13 protein-coding genes are annotated in these 19,371 nt (G+C 43.0%); 5 read left to right on the top strand and 8 right to left on the bottom strand.

What is annotated here, in order from left to right; genetic code table 11:
- Positions 1-2: 2 nt before the first annotated feature.
- Both DZC72_RS03015 and DZC72_RS03010 read left to right on the top strand, forming a co-directional pair.
- Entirely contained in the window at positions 3-893 is an 891-nt protein-coding gene (locus tag DZC72_RS03015; protein WP_125221413.1) for a sugar phosphate isomerase/epimerase family protein, read from the top strand.
- 7 nt (positions 894-900) lie between these two features.
- Positions 901-2,295 carry a c-type cytochrome domain-containing protein gene (locus DZC72_RS03010; protein WP_125221412.1) on the top strand — a complete coding sequence of 465 codons (1,395 nt, stop codon included), beginning with the start codon at positions 901-903 and terminating at the stop codon, positions 2,293-2,295.
- Between the two features lie 103 nt (positions 2,296-2,398).
- Here the strand turns inward: DZC72_RS03010 and DZC72_RS03005 are convergent, their stop codons facing one another.
- Positions 2,399-3,751 (bottom strand): hypothetical protein, encoded by a 1,353-nt coding sequence (locus tag DZC72_RS03005; protein WP_243641631.1) that lies wholly within the window; start codon positions 3,749-3,751, stop codon positions 2,399-2,401.
- Between the two features lie 105 nt (positions 3,752-3,856).
- A complete protein-coding gene (locus DZC72_RS03000; protein WP_125221411.1) occupies positions 3,857-4,750 on the bottom strand; it encodes a hypothetical protein in 894 nt (297 codons plus the stop codon).
- Between the two features lie 217 nt (positions 4,751-4,967).
- On the opposite strand from DZC72_RS03000, the gene DZC72_RS02995 reads away from it, so the two are divergent.
- Positions 4,968-6,080: a Gfo/Idh/MocA family protein gene (locus tag DZC72_RS02995; RefSeq protein ID WP_125221410.1), complete on the top strand. Its 1,113-nt coding sequence runs from the start codon at positions 4,968-4,970 to the stop codon at positions 6,078-6,080.
- 42 nt (positions 6,081-6,122) lie between these two features.
- Here the strand turns inward: DZC72_RS02995 and DZC72_RS02990 are convergent, their stop codons facing one another.
- Positions 6,123-7,091, bottom strand: a complete 969-nt coding sequence (locus DZC72_RS02990; protein WP_125221409.1) for a 2-hydroxyacid dehydrogenase — start codon at positions 7,089-7,091, stop codon at positions 6,123-6,125.
- Between the two features lie 16 nt (positions 7,092-7,107).
- Entirely contained in the window at positions 7,108-7,926 is an 819-nt protein-coding gene (locus tag DZC72_RS02985) for a 3-keto-disaccharide hydrolase (RefSeq protein WP_125221408.1), read from the bottom strand.
- Between the two features lie 121 nt (positions 7,927-8,047).
- On the opposite strand from DZC72_RS02985, the gene dinB reads away from it, so the two are divergent.
- On the top strand, positions 8,048-9,262 hold the full coding sequence (dinB, locus tag DZC72_RS02980) for a DNA polymerase IV (RefSeq protein WP_125222577.1): 1,215 nt from the start codon (positions 8,048-8,050) through the stop codon (positions 9,260-9,262).
- Positions 9,263-9,381: 119 nt separating this feature from the next.
- Positions 9,382-12,414 carry a DNA polymerase III subunit alpha gene (locus tag DZC72_RS02975; protein ID WP_165869298.1) on the top strand — a complete coding sequence of 1,011 codons (3,033 nt, stop codon included), beginning with the start codon at positions 9,382-9,384 and terminating at the stop codon, positions 12,412-12,414.
- Between the two features lie 464 nt (positions 12,415-12,878).
- Here the strand turns inward: DZC72_RS02975 and DZC72_RS02970 are convergent, their stop codons facing one another.
- The 4 genes from DZC72_RS02970 to DZC72_RS02955 all read right to left on the bottom strand — a co-directional run bounded on the left by DZC72_RS02970 (position 12,879) and on the right by DZC72_RS02955 (position 19,223).
- Positions 12,879-14,330, bottom strand: a complete 1,452-nt coding sequence (locus DZC72_RS02970) for a TolC family protein (RefSeq protein ID WP_125221406.1) — start codon at positions 14,328-14,330, stop codon at positions 12,879-12,881.
- On the bottom strand, positions 14,323-17,565 hold the full coding sequence (locus DZC72_RS02965; RefSeq protein ID WP_125221405.1) for an efflux RND transporter permease subunit: 3,243 nt from the start codon (positions 17,563-17,565) through the stop codon (positions 14,323-14,325). The genes DZC72_RS02970 and DZC72_RS02965 overlap by 8 nt, the downstream gene beginning before the upstream one ends.
- Positions 17,566-17,586: 21 nt before the next feature.
- Positions 17,587-18,669, bottom strand: coding sequence for an efflux RND transporter periplasmic adaptor subunit (locus DZC72_RS02960; protein WP_125221404.1), 1,083 nt, complete (start codon positions 18,667-18,669; stop codon positions 17,587-17,589).
- A 134-nt stretch (positions 18,670-18,803) separates the two neighbouring features.
- On the bottom strand, positions 18,804-19,223 hold the full coding sequence (locus DZC72_RS02955; RefSeq protein ID WP_125221403.1) for a hypothetical protein: 420 nt from the start codon (positions 19,221-19,223) through the stop codon (positions 18,804-18,806).
- Between the last annotated feature and the right edge of the window lie 148 nt (positions 19,224-19,371).

The following is a 19,371-nucleotide window of genomic DNA, read 5'->3' as shown; positions in this document are numbered from 1 at the left end:
TTATGAACGCTTCACGTTACTTGGCCATAATTTTAGCAATATCATCGCTGCTTAGTATGAAAGGTATGGCCCAAGTTGAAAAAAAGGTACTTTTCTTCCAAACCGATTGGGGCCGCACTGATACCATGGATGCATTCTGTGAAAGGACAAAAGCGGCGGGCTATGACGGAATAGAAGTTTGGCTGCCGGGTACCGAAAAGGAACAAAAGGAGCTTATGGAAGCCCTTAGCAAACATGGGCTGCTGGTTGGTTTCCTGAACGGAACCAATAAGTCCCTGCCATTTGAAGAAAGCCTAAAAGCGTATGAAAATCATCTTGAAAAATTGGTCGCTTTGTCCCCTATGTACATCAATTGCCATACTGGGAGCGACTTTTTTTCATTTGAACAGAACAAGGCCTTTATAGAGGTAGCGAATAAAATTTCCAAGAAGCACGATATTCCAATTTACCATGAAACCCACCGGGGTCGATTCAGTTTTAACCTGCCCGATACCCAAAACTATCTTTCCCAAATCCCAGAACTAAAATTGAACCTTGATATCAGCCACTGGATGGTCGTCCATGAGTCGTTGTTGGAAAACAACGGGGAGGATTTAAAGGAGGTGATATCACGTTCAGGTCACTTGCATGCTAGGGTGGGCCATGCCGAAGGACCGCAGGTCAACGACCCCAGGGCACCCGAATGGAAATTGGCCGTGGAGAGACATTTGGATATTTGGGAGGAGTTGATTCGAAAGCATTGGAAAACGCACGATTCGTTTACGCTTACAACGGAGTTTGGGCCTCCAAACTATATGCCCACCTTGCCTTATACAAAAATACCTGTGTCCGATCAATGGCAGGCGAATTTATATATGATGAAAATAATCAAGGAGCGATTGGGGCTTCGGTAGATAAAGAATGGATATATTAAAACAACTTCTGGGAAGGCTACATCCGCTCATAGTACACTTGCCAATCGGTTTCATCATTCTTGGCCTACTTCTTCAGGTCTATGACCGTAAACGTAAGCAATTGGGAAAAGTCATTGCCACCATCTATTTATGGGCCGGTTTTGCCGCTGTGATGGCCTGCCTTACCGGGTATTTACAATATCAGGGCGAAGGCTTTTCGTACGAATCGGTCGCATGGCATCTTTGGTCCGGTGTCGCCACTGCGCTATTTTGTTTTATCATGTGGCTGAGACTTGGGGAAATTCCGTTGGCTAAGCGCTTGGGAAACATCCCTACGGCCGCATTTGCCGGACTTATTTTTATCCTGATATCCTTTACCGGGCATCAGGGCGGTAACATTACCCATGGAGAAGATTATTTGATAGAACCTTTGCCCAATTCCCTAAAAGCTGCCCTTGGGTACGAAGTTTTCGAGGAAAAGGAAATTGTACTATCCGAAGAGGATTGGCAAAATGCCATACTCTATACCGATGTTGTACAACCCATTTTGAACAACAATTGCGTGAGTTGCCATAACCCCAAAAAGGCAAAGGGCGATCTGCTTTTGAATACGCGGGAGGGCATTGAGACAAGTGGTGAAAATGCCCCTGTAGTAAAGGCCAACCACCCAGAAAGCAGCGATCTTTTTAAAAGGATGGAACTACCAAAGGAAGACGACAAGCATATGCCCCCCGACGGAAAAAGACAACCGACCAAGGAAGAAGTGGCTTTGATCGGAGTTTGGATTGAAAACGGCATGTCCTTTGACAAGACCATTGGGGAAATGGGTTTGGAAAAATCGCTGTTTGCATCCTTTTTTCCCAAAACGAAGGAGTTCGATTATCCGGATACAACCGTTGAAGAAGCCCATAGGGACAGTATTTTAAAAGTCAAAGAAACCGGACTACATGTGGAAGCCATCAGTGGGATTACCAATTATTTGAAAGTGTCGGCGTTGAACCTACCAAGTTTCGAGGATTCCAATTTTGAATATCTATTGCCCATTAAGGAGCAGATTGCAGTGTTGGATTTGGGAGGCACTCAAATTTCGGACGCTATTTTCAATAAACTAGCGTCCCTACCCAACCTTACCATTTTAAAGCTAGACAATACCCTTATAACTGGAGACCAAATAGGGCTATTGGCATCCTTGCCACATCTAAAAAGCCTTAATATCTCCCATACAAGCTTTGAGGAAGAACATTTGCCCAAACTAGGTAATTTCGGGCAATTGAAAAAAGTGTTTTTGTTCAATACCGTGGCGGATAAAACCGGCACACTTACCCTTGGGGAAGGAAAAACAATTTTGGAGTATGGTAATTATACCTTGCCACCCGTGGCATCGGACAGCATAGTCTATTAGTGCCGACTTTTAATTTCACCATACCTTTGGCACAATAGGAACGGTCGCATAAGATATAAGGTGTTTGCGCAATAGTTTATTATAGAAGGATAAAGCAAAGATTTTAATTGACCGAATAGCTCACAAAGGCCAACTTTTTACTGTCCGGACTCCAAGATGGAACATTAATGGTTCCTTGGCCTCCAAAGAAAACGGGGGTAATATCTCGAATTTCCTTGGTTTTCAAGTCCATAAGTCTGAGTTTGACCTGTTTTCCAAACAGGTGACTTTGTTTTTGGTCGGTAGTATAGGCGATATAGACAATCCATTTTCCATCCGGTGATGGGTGCGGGAACCAATTAGAATTTTCATCGAATGTCAACTGTTCCGGTCTTTTACCATTGGCCAACATCCTCCAAATTTGCATGTGTCCTGTTCTGTAGGAATTAAAGTAGATATACTTTCCATCTGGGGAATACTCTGGGCCATCGTCCAATCCCTCTGCAGTGGTAAGTCTTTTTTCCTTGCCGCCATTGACACCAATAGTATATACGTCATAATTGCCATTACGTTCCGCACAATAGGCAAGTGTTTTTCCGTTTGGTGACCAGCCATGCCAATAAGAAGGAACGTTAGCGGTTATGCGCTTTGGTTCCCCGCCCTTTATGGGCATGATGAAGATGGCCGATTTATAGGATTTGGAGGAAGGGTTTTCTTTGTCGTTGTGGCTTAGGGCCAACCACTTATTATCTGGCGAAATGCCATGGTCATTGTTGCATTTATCGGCAAAACCGGTATCTAATTTTTTTAAATCCGTTGTTTTTAAATCCAAGGTGTATAGCAATCCTTTGCTATTTACTATGAGATGGCCATCCGGATGCCAATTTGGAGCCTCAAAATGGTTGTTTATGCTCAATACGGTTTCGATGAGACCCGTTTCAATGTCTACGGTTTGTATGTAGCTGGTCGTATCTATTTTGTTTTCAGGTGGATGATCGTAGAAATGCATGGACTGGCCAACCATCTTCCATTCACCATCGAACTTTTCTAAAAAACGGACTTCATAGGAAAGGCTTTCTTTACCTTGAACGTCCACCGAAACTTCATTATGTCCTACTGTTGCAGAATTCCCATCAATACGTATTCTGTGGTTGCTGTGAAAAGCAAACCCTCCATTGCCCATCATATTTGAAGGCGGATCTATCATTACAGATACGGGAATATCAATAAAGCTGCCATCCGGTCTGGACATGACATTGATGGCATTGGGAGTAGCTTCCCAGCATTCTGCATGTCCTTCCCTGTCCCCCAGTCGCCATGTGAGTCCTTCCTTTTCCAAGAGTTTTATTATTTCTAAAGAGTCCTTTTGCCTTTGGGAGTGTATTGCTGTACAAAAGAGCATAGCAAAAAGGGATGTCAAAATACTATGAAATGGCCCTAATTTCAATATTGCCCAAAATTTCAGGTTTTCTTTCATGGTAATCTGTATTATGTACCTTTTATAAAAGTACATTTTAATTACACCAAACAGGAAACCTTACTTGTTTTGTTTGTAAAGGGGAATAAAGGGTTAGAGTTGGCTTTACTTGTTCACGCTGATCATCACAGCTTCACAACTCTGGAGGTCCGAGTTCAAAATTAAGTTTTCGGATTTTGACCCATCCGAAATTTCCACGGAAACCGTATTGGGAGGGGCATCGCCCAAATTGTGCGCATAAAGGAACAAATCATTGGATTTATTCGGATTAAGCTTCACCTTAAATTCGCGCTTGTAATAGGTCAAATAGTGTTTGGATACGACCGGTGAACCATTTAGGTATATGGATACAATGTCCCCATCCTGTCTTCCATGGTCCCAAATTTTTATGGTAATATCCTCACTGTCAAAGGAAAGCTCTTCAGTGTAGGAAATTTTCCTGCCCTCGAACTCGGCCCTAACCGGATTTTCCTTTTTAGGCGGATTACTCGTCGTATTGGAGGAAATCGCCTGGATCTTATCTCTTTTATCCCTTTGTTTTTTTCTAAGTTCTCGTTTTTCCTTTCGGGTCAATTCCCGCTTTGTCTCTTGCGCTTCTTCCCGCTTTTTATTCCGCTCGTCCGATGCTTTATTAGTAATTGAAAAAAATGGGGTTACGAACTTGGCAATGTTGTATTTGTCGTCTGGAAACAGTTCAATGCCCACTACTTGATATTGGTTTCCGGATCCAATATTCTTTGCCAGTCCTATTCCGCTGGCCATACCCGTGTTTTTAAAGGACCCCAGTTCCTGTACCACCATTTCGTTACGTACTAGAAAAAACCGAATGGACTTATCCTGACCAATATTTTGGGTAATCCATTCCAAGGAAACCTCCTGCGGTATGGACCAAACCGTGCTTTGGTCTGGGTTCGTTATCTGAATGCTGGATTTGCCTTCCTGTGAATTGCCAATAGTACAATTGAAACAAAACAATAATGTAATTAGAAAGGATTTCATGTATAATCTGAAAATCAAAATAGTAGCACTTTGTTATGTTGAATAAAGCTATAAAAACATCTGGTCGTAAGTATAACGCCAATTCCTCAAAAATGTTGGGTCAGGTTAAACCTAAAAGGTTTGGTCTATTGTCAGTTGGAAATATTGGAGAGGGGATAATGGCCTTGTATTTTTTAAAACACTATTTTTATGGGACATAGAAATAAACATCCTTACAATGACTACAAGAAGAAAATTCATAGAAAATATAGCGGTTTCATCCCTTGGCGTTTCGTTACTGAGTAATCCAACAAAACTTTTCGCTTCGTCCAAAGAATATTATGATGGTCCCGTTTTAAGAGTGGCCATTATGGGGTTGGGTAGTTATGGAACCAGGGTCGCGGAAGCCATGCGTGATTGTAAAAAGGCGAAATTGGTGGGTGTGATTAGCGGTACGCCGTCAAAAATTACCGATTGGCAGTCCAAATACGGTATCCCTAAAAAGAACTGTTACAATTACGAAAATTTTGACGCCATAATAGATAATGACGATATAGATGCAGTCTATGTAATTACACCGAACGGTCTTCATTGTGAACAGACCATTCGGGTGGCAAAGGCTGGAAAGCACGTTATTTGCGAAAAACCGATGGGAGTGAATGCCGAGGAAGGACAAAGAATGGTGGATGCCTGTAAGGCGGCCAACGTAAAATTGTTGATCGGTTATAGGATGCATTTTGAACCCAAGACGGTGCATGTTATCCAAATGCGGAAGGATGGCGAATTTGGTCAGCCAAAGTTTTTTCAAGGTCAGTCCGGATTTGTGATCGGAGACCCCACACAATGGCGATTAAATAAGGAGCTTGCCGGTGGCGGTGCCATGATGGATATTGGAATTTACTCCATTAATGGGGCAAGGTATATCCTTGGTGAAGACCCTATCTGGGTGACCGCACAGGAAACCAAGACCGATCCGGTGAAGTTTAAGGAAGGGGTAGATGAGACGATTCAGTTTCAAATGGGTTTTCCAAGTGGGGCGGTTGCCAATTGTTTGTCTACTTATAACATGAACAATTTGGACCGATTCTTCATGACTGGAACCAAGGGCTGGATGGAAATGAAGCCATCCACCGGGTACGGGCCCATTCAAGGACGCACTCACAAGGGTGAACTGGACCAGCCGCACTATACCCATCAAACGTTACAAATGGACGGTATGGCGGAACTTATTTTTGAGGGAAAACAACCTATAGTGCCAGTTGATGGGGAAGAAGGGGTGAAGGACATGAAAATCATCGATGCCATTTTTAAGGCGGCAAAAAGTGGGGATAAAGTTATGGTCGAAATTTAAAATTTATTTCCGGTCCCATAAAAGAGAGGTATCAATCAGAATTTATATTTCAGGGTTAACTAGATTGGTCAACGGTTCTCCCTTTGAAAATTGAATGATGTTCAAAGCTGCCAATCGTGACATTTCGTTGCGAGCTTCTATGGTTGCGGAACCGATGTGGGGAGTGATCGCCACATTTTCCATATGCAATAGGGGATTGTTTTTCTTCATGGGCTCTGGGTTGGTAACATCGAGACCGGCGCCCCAGATGACATGATTTTGCAAAGCGTCGATGAGACTTTTCTCATCGTGAAGACCTCCTCTGGCCGTATTTATAAAAATGGCCGATGGTTTCATTTTTGAAAAGGCATCGGCATTAAAAAGTCCTTTTGTTTCATTTGAAAGCCCGGCATGAACGGATAGTACATCGCTTTCTTTCAATAATTCCTCAAAGGATACATAACTAGCATCTAGCTCTTTTTCCATCTCCGGGTTGGGTGTCCTGTTATGATAGATGACATTCATGTCATAAGCTCCATGGCAACGTTTGGCAAATGCACTTCCTATTCGTCCCATCCCCAAAATGCCCACTGTTTTTCCCTTTAGTTCTATGCCTAAATTGGCTTGTGGCCTAAAATGTCCCCAATCCCCTGATATGATTTTTTTATGCATATAGAACATTTTTCTGGAGACGGCCATCATCAGACCAAAAGCGATGTCGGCCGTGGCATCGGTCATGGCATTTGGCGTATTGGTAACCGGAATGCCCAATTCTGCCGCTTTCTTTATATCGATATTGTTATAGCCCACGGCAAACTGTGAAATGAGCTTTAAATGTTTGTTCCGTTCTAGAAAATCGGCATCCAACGTATAAATACTTGAGGACAATAATACATCGTGTTTCTGGGTGGCTTGGATGAGTTGTTCCCTGGTCATGGGGATGTCATTCATCCAAACAGTAACATCCAAACCTTCTTTTTTTAGCATGTCTATACCCAAGGGAGGAAAGTTCAAGGAAACCAATACTTTCATGACGGTAGTTTTTGGGCTAGTTGTATGGTAAAAGTTCTATTTTTCTAAAATCGATGGGGTGACTGTTGGATTGCAGGGAAATATAGCCACTTTTTACCGTGGAATCACCTTCCTTGATAAAGGCCCTTGCAAATTCGTTTTCTGGATCATATACGGGATTTGTATAGCTCATGATTTCCTCCCCGTTCACAAAATGCTTCATTTTTCCGTCTTGTACATCAATTTCAACCGTTATCCATTGATCTCCGTGGAAGGTTTTGGCCACTTTGGCCGGGTTGCAGAACAGGTCGCTTCGTTTCCCATCTATCTCTACCTTCATACCTATACCGCAAATAGCGCCTAAGGGCCGTTCATCGGTACCATTGCCCCCGTGCAGATTGTACTCCAGACAAATGGGAAAACCTTGGTTCAATTCAACGGTGCTGGGCGGTTGGGTGTGTATTTGTACCCCACTGTCCCTATAGCCCCATTCCGGGGCACCGGGAGCGGTTTCGCCCACAAACCGATATTCTACTTTTAACCGGTAATTGGACAATTCCTTATCATAGAAAAGTGCACCGAAGCGCTCGCCAAATTCGGGGCCGTATGCGTTATAGCGTATTTTTAAGATACTGTCCTCCACCCTAAAAGTATTCCCGAAATTTTTTCCTAATGGATATCCGCTTATCTTCATGGTCCAACCGTTGAGGTCTTCACCATTGAAAATAGGTATCCATTGGTTTTGGGCATCCTCAGGCTGCATAGTTCCATTTTCCTCTTTTTTCTCCTTACAGCTTGTTAGAAAAACCAGGCCTATAAATGAGAGTGTTTTAATAAGGTTGATTATGTACTTCATTGTGTTTCAGTATTTGATTTTAAATGTAGCAATAATCTATCGCTAGCTACAAAAATAATTTATGGAATATTTCCAATAATATGGATTTAATCCATAAATTAGTTTTCCTTTTTGATTGATGATGGACAAGACGATTTTACATTTGGATTTGGATACGTTTTTTGTGTCCGTAGAGCGCAGGCTTGACAGTAAACTGCTGAAGAAACCCATTCTTGTGGGCGGGCTGAGTGACCGTGGCGTGGTAGCGGCATGTAGTTATGAGACCCGTGGATATGGTGTACATTCCGGCATGCCCATGAAAATGGCCAAGGAACTTTGCCCCGAAGCGGTGCAGATTAGGGGAAACGCAGGCACCTACAGTCAATTTTCAGATGTGGTCACTGATATTATCAAGGAGAGTGTGCCCCTTTTTGAAAAGTCCAGTATCGATGAATTCTATGCGGATCTTACAGGGATGGACCGTTTTTTTGGTGCCTATAAATATGCATCGGAATTGAGGCATAGGATTACGAAAGAAACAGGGCTTCCTATTTCCTTTGGCCTATCCGTGAACAAGGTGGTTTCCAAAGTGGCGACCAACGAGGCGAAGCCCAACAATCAATTAAAAATAGATTATGGACTGGAAAAGCCTTTTTTGGCGCCGCTCTCCATAAAAAAGATTCCCATGGTAGGGGATAAGACGTATCAGACCCTTCGAAACCTTGGGTTGCGAAAGGTACGGACCATACAGGAAATGCCTATGGATGTTATGCAGAGGGTGTTGGGAAAAAACGGCCGTGTCATTTGGAAAAGGGCCAACGGAATAGATCATTCCCCAGTGGTTCCCTTTTGTGAGCGAAAGTCTATTTCTACTGAACGTACCTTTGATCAGGATACCATTGACGTGGCAAAGCTGAAGGGTATCCTTATTGCCATGACGGAGAATTTGGCCTACCAGCTTCGTAGGGGAGAAAAATTAACGGCCTGTATTACGGTAAAGATTCGTTATTCCGATTTTAACACCTACTCCAAACAGTTACGGATACCCTATACCAGTGCCGATCACATTTTGATTCCCAAAATTTTGGAGTTGTTCAGGGTATTGTATAACCGAAGGTTATTGGTGAGGCTTATTGGCATTCGGTTCAGTCATTTGGTATCGGGCAATTATCAGATCAATCTTTTTGACGATACCGAGGAGCGGTTGAACTTGTACCATGCCATGGACCATATTCGAAATCGCTTTGGGGAAAAAAGTGTCATCCGTGCCTCCGCCATGGGAAAGAATACCATTGGGCGTATGCACAATCCGTTTGATGGCCGGCCACCGATTGTACTGGCACACAGGAAACAGTAAAAATTAGTTATTGGTTTTTAGTTGTTAGTTTTTAGAAATAAATGTTATTGATTACCAACAACCAACAACCAACAACCAACAACCAACAACCAACAACAAACAACGAAAAACGAACAACTATCTATTTAAACTGTCACACATATTACAGTTTGCGCTACGGAACCTTTTCCGAGGAGGAACTATTGGACCTGGCCCAAAAGAACGGGGTAACAAAATTGGTGCTCACAGATATCAACAACACGTCCGCTGCGCTGAATTTTGTACGTAAGGCCCCTGAATACGATGTGAGTCCCCTATTGGGGGTTGATTTTAGGAATGGTGTGGATTATTGTTTTATAGGTATTGCCAAAAACAACGAAGGTTATTTGGAATTGAACAATTTCCTATCCAAACATCTTCATGAGGAAAAGGAATTTCCCTTCCGGGCCCCACGCTTTCAAAATGCCTATGTGGTATATCCTTTTGAAAAGGTCCTGCTCAATGAACTAGTACATTTTGAGGCACACGAGTTTATAGGAATATCGATTGCCGACTTACGGAAGTTGCCATTTTCGAGGATAAGGGAATTGAGGGACAAGTTGGTGGTGCAACAACCGGTGACCTTCCGGAATAAGGGCGATTTCAATGCCCATAGATTGTTAAGGGCCATTGACAATAATATGCTGTTAAGCAAATTGGACAAAACGGAGGAAGGCAACGAGGATGAAAAAATGTATCCTATTAAAAATTTAGTAGCGGCCTTTTCTGAATACTCCTTTATTCTTGAAAACACGGAAAAGTTGTTGAATACCTGTTCCATCTCTTTTGATTTTTCCAAGGAACGAATTTCCCAGAACCTACAAACCTACACGGGTTCCAAGGAAGAGGACGAGCGGATGATCGAGCGCTTGTGTCTCGAAGGCTTGCCGTATCGTTACCAGGAAGTGGGGGAGGAAATCATGGAGCGTTTGAAGAAGGAGTTGGGGCTGATCAAGGAAAAAGGTTTTGTTTCCTATTTCCTGATCAATTGGGATATTGTTTCCTATGCACGAAAACGCGGATTCTTTTATGTGGGCAGGGGTAGTGGCGCGAATAGTATTGTAGCTTATTTATTGCGGATTACCGATGTGGACCCCATGGAACTCGACCTATATTTTGAGCGCTTCATAAACCTCTATCGAACCAACCCCCCGGATTTTGATATCGATTTTTCACACCATGATCGACCGGTGATGACCCAATATATATTTGACCGTTTTGAGCATGTGGCCCTTTTGGGTACCTACGTTACTTTTAAGGAAAGGGGCGTTATCCGTGAGTTGGGGAAGGTATTTGGACTTCCTAAAAACGAAATCGATTTTCTCGCCGAAGGAAGGTTCGATCCGGGAAAGCTTGATGAGGTGGCACGGTTGGTGTTGAAATATGGTAGGTTGATCATGGGAATGCCCAATTATCTAAGCATTCACGCTGGAGGTATTTTGATCAGTGAAAGGCCCATACATTGGTTTTCGGCCACGCATTTGCCCCCTAAAGGGTTTCCTACCACACAGTTTGATATGGTCATAGCTGAGGATGTAGGATTGTATAAGTTCGATATTTTGGGTCAAAGGGGATTGTCAAAGATCAAGGAGTCCTTGGAGATCATCGCCTATAACCGTATTGGCAATACCGAAGAAATCGACATCCACGATGTCAAAAAGTTCAAAAAGGACCCCAGAATCAACAACCTTATCAAGACGGCCCAATGCATGGGATGTTTTTATGTAGAATCCCCCGCCATGCGAATGTTATTGAAAAAATTGGAGGTGGATAATTATCTGGGCCTTGTGGCCGCCAGTTCCATCATTAGGCCCGGGGTAGCCAAAAGCGGTATGATGCGTGAATATATACTCAGGCATAGGGAAAAGGGGAGAACAGCAGAGAAGGCACATCCCGTGATGCTAAATATTATGCCGGAGACCTACGGGGTCATGGTGTATCAGGAAGATGTAATCAAAGTAGCCCATTATTTTGCCGACCTTGATTTGGGCGAAGCCGATGTGTTACGACGAGGGATGAGCGGAAAGTTTCGCTCGCGGGAAGAATTTGAAAAGGTACGTTTAAAATTTATCGAAAATTGCCGAAAAAAGGGAGAACCGGATAGTGTTATTTTTGAGGTTTGGGAGCAGATAGCCAGTTTTGCCGGCTATGCCTTTGCAAAAGGGCATTCTGCCTCATACGCAGTGGAAAGCTATCAAACCCTGTTTTTAAGGGCCTATTATCCGTTGGAGTATATGGTGGCGGTTCTCAATAACGGAGGAGGTTTCTACCGTGCGGAATTCTATGTGCACGAAGCCCGGATGCTGGGGGCGACAATTCATCCACCGTGTGTTAATAAAAGCAACCATAACAATGTTATTTATGGCAAATCTATTTACTTGGGACTGGGCTATTTGCGGGATTTGGAAAGCAGGGTTGCGGAACGTATCCTAAGGGAAAGGACTCGGGAAGGGAAGTTTGCCTCCTTGGAGGATTTTTTGGATCGTGTGGTCATATCCATAGAACAGATAAGTATTCTCATACGGATCGATGCATTCCGGTTTACGGGAATCAACAAGCATCAATTATTGTGGAAGGCCCATTTGTTTTTGAACAAAGGAACAAAGTTGGAACATCCAAAGCTTTTTCCGGCCGTACATCAAAATTTTAAGATTCCTCAATTGCATACCAGTAATCAAGAGGACGCCTTTACCCAATTGGAACTGTTGGGTTTTTGTCTGTGCAGTCCGTTCGAACTCTTGGCGGAACCTCCAAAAAACACCAACGGGAGTAAAGATTTAATGAATTATGTAAACGGTTATATAGACATTTATGGGTATTTGGTTACGGTGAAAAATACGAGTACCCATACAGGAAAGCGCATGCATTTTGCCACATTGGTGGATCAGCAGGGGATGGTTTTCGATACGGTCCTTTTTCCGCCCGTAGCGGCCAAGTACTTTTTTAGGGGTAGGGGCATTTATCGCTTTTACGGAAAGGTGGTGAGCGAGTTCGATTTTTTGAGCATCGAGGTGGTCAAGATGCGAAAGGAGGATTACATTCCCGATCCGCGCTATGCGGACATGAAAACGAGCAATAGGGTTTTTTCCGAAAAAAAGAACTCAATTACTCATTCGGAACTGAAGCCGGAATAGAGAAAGTACAAATAGGAATGAAACGCTTCTAGTAAAAAAGAAGTAACAAAGTATAAATGGCAAGAAGGATGAAACACTTTTTCATAATGTATTGGATTTGGTGTTTGTTTAAGTATGCCACTAAAGTAGGTACAACAGACGCATTCTAGGCAAACTCTTCGAACACCAGAGGGAAATAATCGGTAAAAACCATTTTTCCTTCTTTGGGACACCAAAAAGTGTGGATGGATGGTCACATACCTCATTTTAAATTAAACTAATCATAAAGTAGGGGTAACGTACCTCGTTCTTGTAAAGGATTGCTTTTGAGCGAAAATCAAAAAATCAATAAAAAAGAGCCAGCGGCAACAGGCTCTTTAATATGTTGTTTAACTTGAATGGGGCAAGTAAAGACTGCAAATGGAGGGATTGAATGAAAAAGCCTCCGATATTCGGAGGCTTTTTTAATGGTTTCGGGGTGACAGCTAATTCCATCCACCACCTAGGGCCTTGTAGATATCTACACGTGCCACCAACTGGTCCCTTTTGGTTTCCACCAGTTCCATTTTGGATTCAAGCGCCTCCCTTTGGGTAAACAAAACCTCTATGTATTCAATTCTTGCCGATTGGAACAATTGGGTTGAAAGGTTTATGGATTCCGTTAAGGCCTCTACCTGCTGGGCCTTTAAATCATAGGTTTTTTTGAGGTTTTCAATGTTGGATAATTGATTCGCAACCTCAATGTAGCCTTGAAGAATCGATTTTTCATATTCATAGACCGCCTGTACCTGTCTGGCATTCGCCGTATTGTATTCGGCCTTGATGGCATTTCGGTTTATCAAGGGGGCAACCAAATCGCCCACCGCCGAATATAAAAGGGACTGCGGGGTTTCTGTCAGGTATTTGGGTTTAAATGCCTGAAGTCCCACCCCGGCTTTTATCCCAATCGAAGGATAAAAATTGGCTCTCGCCACCTTAATGTCCAGTTTGGCAGCCTCCAACTCAAATTCCGCCTTGCGGATATCGGGCCTGTTCTGAAGCAATTGTGCAGGTATACCGGCATTAATCGGGTCGATCGGACTTTCTATGAATCCCTCGGAATTTCTTTCGATTCGTTGGGGTGACCTACCGATAAGAAAATTCAGTTTGTTCTCCGTCTCTACGATCTGCTGCTGCACCTCAAATTTATGGCTTTGGTTCTTTAGGACTTCGGCCTCAAACCTACGTACCGCAAGTTCGGTTGCCCTTGCCGCCTGCTTTTGAAGACGTACCATCCTTAAGGCATTTCCTTGTATTTCAAGGTTTTGCTCAATAATGGCCAATTGATTGTCCAAAGCGATCAGCTCGTAATAGGAATCGGCTATCTCTGCAATGAGACTTGTGACCATAAAGTTTTTGCCCTCTACGGTAGCCAAATACTCCATGACCGCTGCCTTTTTTGAGTTTCGTAACTTTTTCCAAACATCCAGTTCCCAAGAAGCGAAAATCCCGGTGGAATAATTTGTCAAAGGCTCTGGAAATTTCTCATCCTCCCGAATGTTCAGGTTTTTTTCAACCGCACCGTTTCGGGTGTATTCCCCCACTTTTTCGACTTCAGCACCTGCTTTGACATCAACAAAAGGTAGGTATTCCCCCTTTCTTGCCTTCACTTCATTTTGTGCAACATCGATCTGTTGCAGCATAATATTCAGCTCTTGGTTGTTTACCAAGGCAGTATCGATCAACGATACAAGGTAGGGATCGGAAAAGAATTCCCGCCACTTTGTTTTTGCGGTGTTCAAGGTGTCATTGGACAAAGAGCGATAGGTTTTTGGAAGGCTTTTGTCCTCCTGCTTTAATGATCTGCTGGGAACACAGGAATGTAAAAGGCCCAATAATACTATACAGACGAAAAGCGAACTAGAGCTTTTGATTTTAGGTATTCTGCAGTTATTCATCGTCGTTTCTTTTTGTTAGTTTTTTCAAGAGTTTTTTCATTTCCCTTAGGGCCGTTTTGGTCCTGCTTTCTTCTTCAGAAATTCTCATGAACTCCTCAGAAACAGGTTCGCTGGATTCACCTTTAATGAGACTTCGGCCATCCGCCATTTTGGCGAAAATATAGTAAAGACCAGGAATGATCAGTACACCGAAGAGGGTTCCCATCAGCATTCCGCCCATGGCAGAACCTCCAATGGTCCTGTTACCTATAGCGCCCGCTCCGTGTGCGATGACCAAAGGTATAAGTCCGGCGATGAAGGCGAAGGAAGTCATAAGAATGGGTCTAAACCGAACTTTGGCCCCTTCAATGGCGGAGGCCAAAATAGTACTCCCCTGCCGCCTTTTCTGAACGGCGAACTCCACGATCAGCACCGCGTTTTTTCCAAGTAGACCTACCAACATGATAAGTCCTATTTGGGCATAGACGTCATTGGCAAGTCCCATCGCCTTGAGCATTACAAAGGACCCAAAAATACCTACGGGCAGTGAGAGTAAAATTGCAAAAGGTAAAAGGAAACTCTCGTATTGGGCAGCGAGAACAAAATAGACGAAAATTAAAACTACTATGAATACATAAAGCGATTCATTTCCTCTTCTTGATTCATCATAGGATAGACCCTCCCAATCTACATCATATCCGCGTGGAAGCGTTTTTTCCGCTACCTCCTTGATCGCTTCAATGGCATCGCCACTTGTAAATCCTTTTGCAGGAAGTCCTCTGATGGATGCCGAATTGTAAAGGTTGTACCGGGTAATTTCATTGGGTCCCAAACGTTTTTCCATCGTCATAAACGCAGAGTAGGGTACCATTTCGCCTTCCTCGTTCTTTACGAACAATTTTTCCAGATCGGATGGCAACGCTCTGTACTCGGGAGCGGCTTGGGTGTATACCTTGAAGAACCTTCCAAAACGAATAAAACCTTGCTCATAGGTACTCCCGATCAAAATGTTCAGGTTTTCCATGGCCTTGTCTATACTCACTCCCTTCTGCATAGCAATTTTGTTGTTGATCTTCAATTCATATTGCGGATAGTTGGCAGAGTAGAAAGTGAAAAGTCCGATAATCTCCTTCCTTTCCGATAGGGCTTCCATGAAGTCATTGTTGATACGTTCAAACTCATGGTAATCGGTTCCGTCCGTTTTATCCAAAAGACGAAGGGAAAACCCCCCGGAAGATCCAAATCCGGGAACGGCAGGTGGTTCAAAGTATTCGATTACCGCTCCCAAATCCTTGGTTTCCTCTTCCAGTTCCTCCATGATTTCATGAACGGAATGGTGCCGTTCCGACCATGGTTTTAAGTTGATCAAACAGGTACCCGCATTGGAACCACGGCCCTCTGTCATAATCTCATAACCTGCTAGGGATGAAACCGACTCCACACCCTCTGTTTCCTCACATATCTGTTGCAATTTTCTGGCAACATCATTGGTACGTTCCAATGTTGATCCTGGAGGTGTTTGGATAATCGCATAGATCATACCTTGATCTTCATTGGGTATAAATCCGGAGGGCAAGGTTTTGTTCGTGAAAAATATACCTACACAAAATGCAATAAGGATACCAAAGGTCAATACCCTTCTGGCTACGATACGGTCCAATACCTTCCCATATTTACCGGTCAATTTTTCGAATCCACGGTTGAACCAATCTATAAATTTGTCCAGCGGGGATTTCTTTCTTTCCTTTCCATGGTTGTTTTTTAAGATCATGGCGCAAAGAACGGGTGTCAATGTAAGGGCCACTACTGCGGAAATGACGATAGATCCTGCCATGGTAATGGAAAACTGGCGATAGAATACGCCTACTGGTCCGGTCATAAAGGCAATGGGGATAAATACGGAAACCATTACCAAGGTAATAGCGATGATAGCGCCCCCAATTTCATTGACGACCACCTTAACGGCCTCGAATGGGCCAACATGTTTTTCTTCCATTTTGGCATGGACGGCCTCCACGACCACAATGGCGTCATCCACCACAATACCAATGGCCAAAACCAAGGCAAATAAGGTTATCAGGTTTATGGACAGACCAAATAGCTGCATTACGAAAAACGCACCTATGAGGGATACGGGAACCGCAATAATGGGTATTAAGGTGGAACGCCAATCGCCCAGGAATAGGAATACCACAATGGCCACCAGGATAAAGGCATCCCTTAGTGTATGCAGTACCTGTTCTATGGAAGCATTCAAGAAACTGGATACGTCGTAACTGATTTTATAATCTAGGCCGGAAGGGAGGTCCTTCTCCAGTTCGGTAAGTTTGTCCTTTACGGCATCGATAACATCACTGGCATTACTTCCAAAAGTCTGTTTCAAAACTATGGATGCCGATGGTTTACCATCTAGATTGGAATAAATATCGAAAAATTCACTTCCCAGCTCTACATCGGCCAAATCACCAAGTTTCAAGATTTCTCCCTCTTCGTTGGCCTTGATGATAATTTCCTCGTATTGTTGGGGTTCGTTATATCGGTCTTGATACATCAACACATACTCCAAGGATTGCGAGGTCTTACCCGAGCTCTGTCCGATCCTACCCGGTCTGGCCAAAATACTTTGTTCCTCCATTGCGGTGAGGATTTCCTCGGCAGAAACATTGTATGCCCGCATACGGTCCGGCTTTAACCAAACACGCATCGCGTATTTACGGCTACCCAATATTTGCGCACTCGCAATACCGTCAATTCTTTGTATCTCTGGAATCATCTTGGTATATGCGTAGTTGTAGAGGAAGAGCTCATGGTCATCCACGTTATCACTGTAAAGGTTAACGTACATAAGCATACTGGGCTGTATTGGAGTTATGATAACCCCTTCCCTTTGCACGAGGTCGGGCAGGTTAGGCATCACTTGGTCCACACGGGTCTTTACCCGCACAACAGCTTGATCGGGATCTGTGCCCGGTTCAAAGATAATCCGTATGGTCGCCTCACCGGCACTGGTAGCATCGGAAGCGATATACCGCATACCCTGTACCCCATTTATGGCCGTTTCCAAGGGGATTAGTGTGGACTTTACCAGAACGTCCGCACTGGAACCTGGATAGGCAATGAAAATATTTACCGTGGTAGGGGCAATTTCTGGGAACTGTGAAATAGGCAATTGCTTTATGGAAAGCAAGCCTACAAATACGATTATTACCGATATGACAATAGCCAAGACCGGTCTCTTGATAAATTTACTGAACATAATAATTTATATTAATTCTGATTATTCGGCATAAACAGCCAACTTGGAAATCACCTCGTTCGGCTCCGCAAACTCGGTATTGATTTTTTCCTTGTTCTTGACCATTCGTATGCCATCCAGTAAAATTTTATCTTTTGGACTTACGCCTTTACTAACAACAAATAAGTGTGGAAGTTCTGCTGCAACGGTAATTTCAGTCTGATGTACCACGTTATCTTCGTCGATTACAAAAACATATTTTTTGTCCAGGATCTCAAAAGTGGCCTTTTGGGGAATAATGATAGCATCTTTAAAAGGGATGGTCATGAGAATGCTTCCGGTCTCACCATGTCTAAGAATTCTATCAGGATTGGGAAAAGTGGCCCTAAAGGCGATATTTCCTGTTTCATTGTTAAATTCGGCTTCAATGGTCTGCACGATACCCTTTTGATTGAACTGTTTGTTGTTAGCCAACAAAAGGCCTACGGATTTTTTATCGCCTTTATCCTTGCTCATGATATAGTCAAGGTATTCGGCTTCCGGTACGTTAAAGTATACCCACATCTCGGAATTATCGGATAGGGTGGTCAATAGCTCCCCTTCATCAAGTAAACTACCTTCCCGAACGTGAAGGTGGTCCATGATACCATCAAAAGGTGCGCGAACATCTGTAAATCCAAGATGTGTCTGGGCCAATGCTACCTCTGCTTTTGCTTTTTCCAAAGTCGCTTTGGCCATGGCAAGCTCATTGGCGGAGACCACATTGCCATCGGCCAGTAATTGGGTGTTATTTAGCTCTATTTCGGCAATTTTGGCTTCGGCCTCTGCCTTTTGTAAATCGGCTTGATAAACATTGGGCATGATGTTGAACATCTTTTGTCCTTTTTTTACGAACTGGCCTTCATCTACATGAATTTCCTTTAAGTACCCTTTTTCAAGGGCTCTCAATTCAATATGTCGAATGGAGTGAATTTGCGCTACATAATCTTTGGTAATGGAAGTGTCTTTTTTTATGGGACTGGTAACCAAAAATTTGGTGTGGTCCTCGTGGGTTTCTTTTTTGGAGTTACAGCTAGATAGGCCTAAAACAACCAGAAGACCTATAATCATGGGAATTCTCCTCATAATTTTTTATTTAGAAAATAATTTAAACTTAGAATTTTGATGTCAACCAACAATTGGATAAACCTATTTTAGGAACCCCGTTGAATGGATTTTTTGAAGAATGTCAATACCTATAATTATTGACGGTAAAAATTCTATAGCCTAAATACCTGATACCTGATGTATCTTCTAAATGGAAGTGTTGCTTCCAATGCACTCGATAAGGCATTGGATTTTTTTGATCTGTAGAGAAAGGACCACAGGATATGGGACAGTAGCAAAAAGGAATAGGTGATGTTCGCTAACTGTTTGTTGTTTTCTTTGGATGAATCTGAATGTCTTACCTCTTCCTCTTGCTCTTCGGTTTCTGCAACCTCGATCGCAAGTTTTTTGTCACTGGATAATGTGTTGATGGCAACCTGGGCTTGCTGGTCTACATCTTTGAATTGGGAAAAGGTTTCCTTAGAATCCAGTTTTATGGAATCCTCTAACTTTAAATTGGAATGAACAAAGCAAAGCCCGCACAACAAGGTGAGCATAAAAGGCAAGGAATATTTAAAAAAACTTTGTTTCATTTGGGAGGCGAAATTATATCAAGAAAATACTGCTTACAAAATGTGCTTGTTAAAAAAATGTAAAAATCGATAGAAAAGTGATTAATGAAGTTTATAGGTAAATTTTTTGCGCCTTCCACAATTTATTTGACCAATTGTTTGCGAATAT

Source organism: Maribacter algicola (assembly GCF_003933245.1).
In the GTDB taxonomy this organism is placed as follows: domain Bacteria; phylum Bacteroidota; class Bacteroidia; order Flavobacteriales; family Flavobacteriaceae; genus Maribacter; species Maribacter algicola.
The sequence above is the reverse complement of the archived record's forward strand: the minus strand, read 5'-3'. Positions and strand labels throughout refer to the sequence as shown.

Bases quoted from the DNA above. Each gene is read 5' to 3' on its own strand.
- DZC72_RS02995 (WP_125221410.1), top strand. From the start codon at position 4,968: ATGACTACAAGAAGAAAATTCATAGAAAATATAGCGGTTTCATCCCTT.
- DZC72_RS02985 (WP_125221408.1), bottom strand. From the start codon at position 7,926: ATGAAGTACATAATCAACCTTATTAAAACACTCTCATTTATAGGCCTG.
- DZC72_RS02965 (WP_125221405.1), bottom strand. From the start codon at position 17,565: ATGTTCAGTAAATTTATCAAGAGACCGGTCTTGGCTATTGTCATATCG.
- DZC72_RS02970 (WP_125221406.1), bottom strand. From the start codon at position 14,330: ATGAATAACTGCAGAATACCTAAAATCAAAAGCTCTAGTTCGCTTTTC.
- DZC72_RS03015 (WP_125221413.1), top strand. From the start codon at position 3: ATGAACGCTTCACGTTACTTGGCCATAATTTTAGCAATATCATCGCTG.
- dinB (WP_125222577.1), top strand. From the start codon at position 8,048: ATGGACAAGACGATTTTACATTTGGATTTGGATACGTTTTTTGTGTCC.
- DZC72_RS03005 (WP_243641631.1), bottom strand. From the start codon at position 3,751: ATGAAAGAAAACCTGAAATTTTGGGCAATATTGAAATTAGGGCCATTT.
- DZC72_RS02960 (WP_125221404.1), bottom strand. From the start codon at position 18,669: ATGAGGAGAATTCCCATGATTATAGGTCTTCTGGTTGTTTTAGGCCTA.
- DZC72_RS03010 (WP_125221412.1), top strand. From the start codon at position 901: ATGGATATATTAAAACAACTTCTGGGAAGGCTACATCCGCTCATAGTA.
- DZC72_RS02990 (WP_125221409.1), bottom strand. From the start codon at position 7,091: ATGAAAGTATTGGTTTCCTTGAACTTTCCTCCCTTGGGTATAGACATG.
- DZC72_RS03000 (WP_125221411.1), bottom strand. From the start codon at position 4,750: ATGAAATCCTTTCTAATTACATTATTGTTTTGTTTCAATTGTACTATT.
- DZC72_RS02955 (WP_125221403.1), bottom strand. From the start codon at position 19,223: ATGAAACAAAGTTTTTTTAAATATTCCTTGCCTTTTATGCTCACCTTG.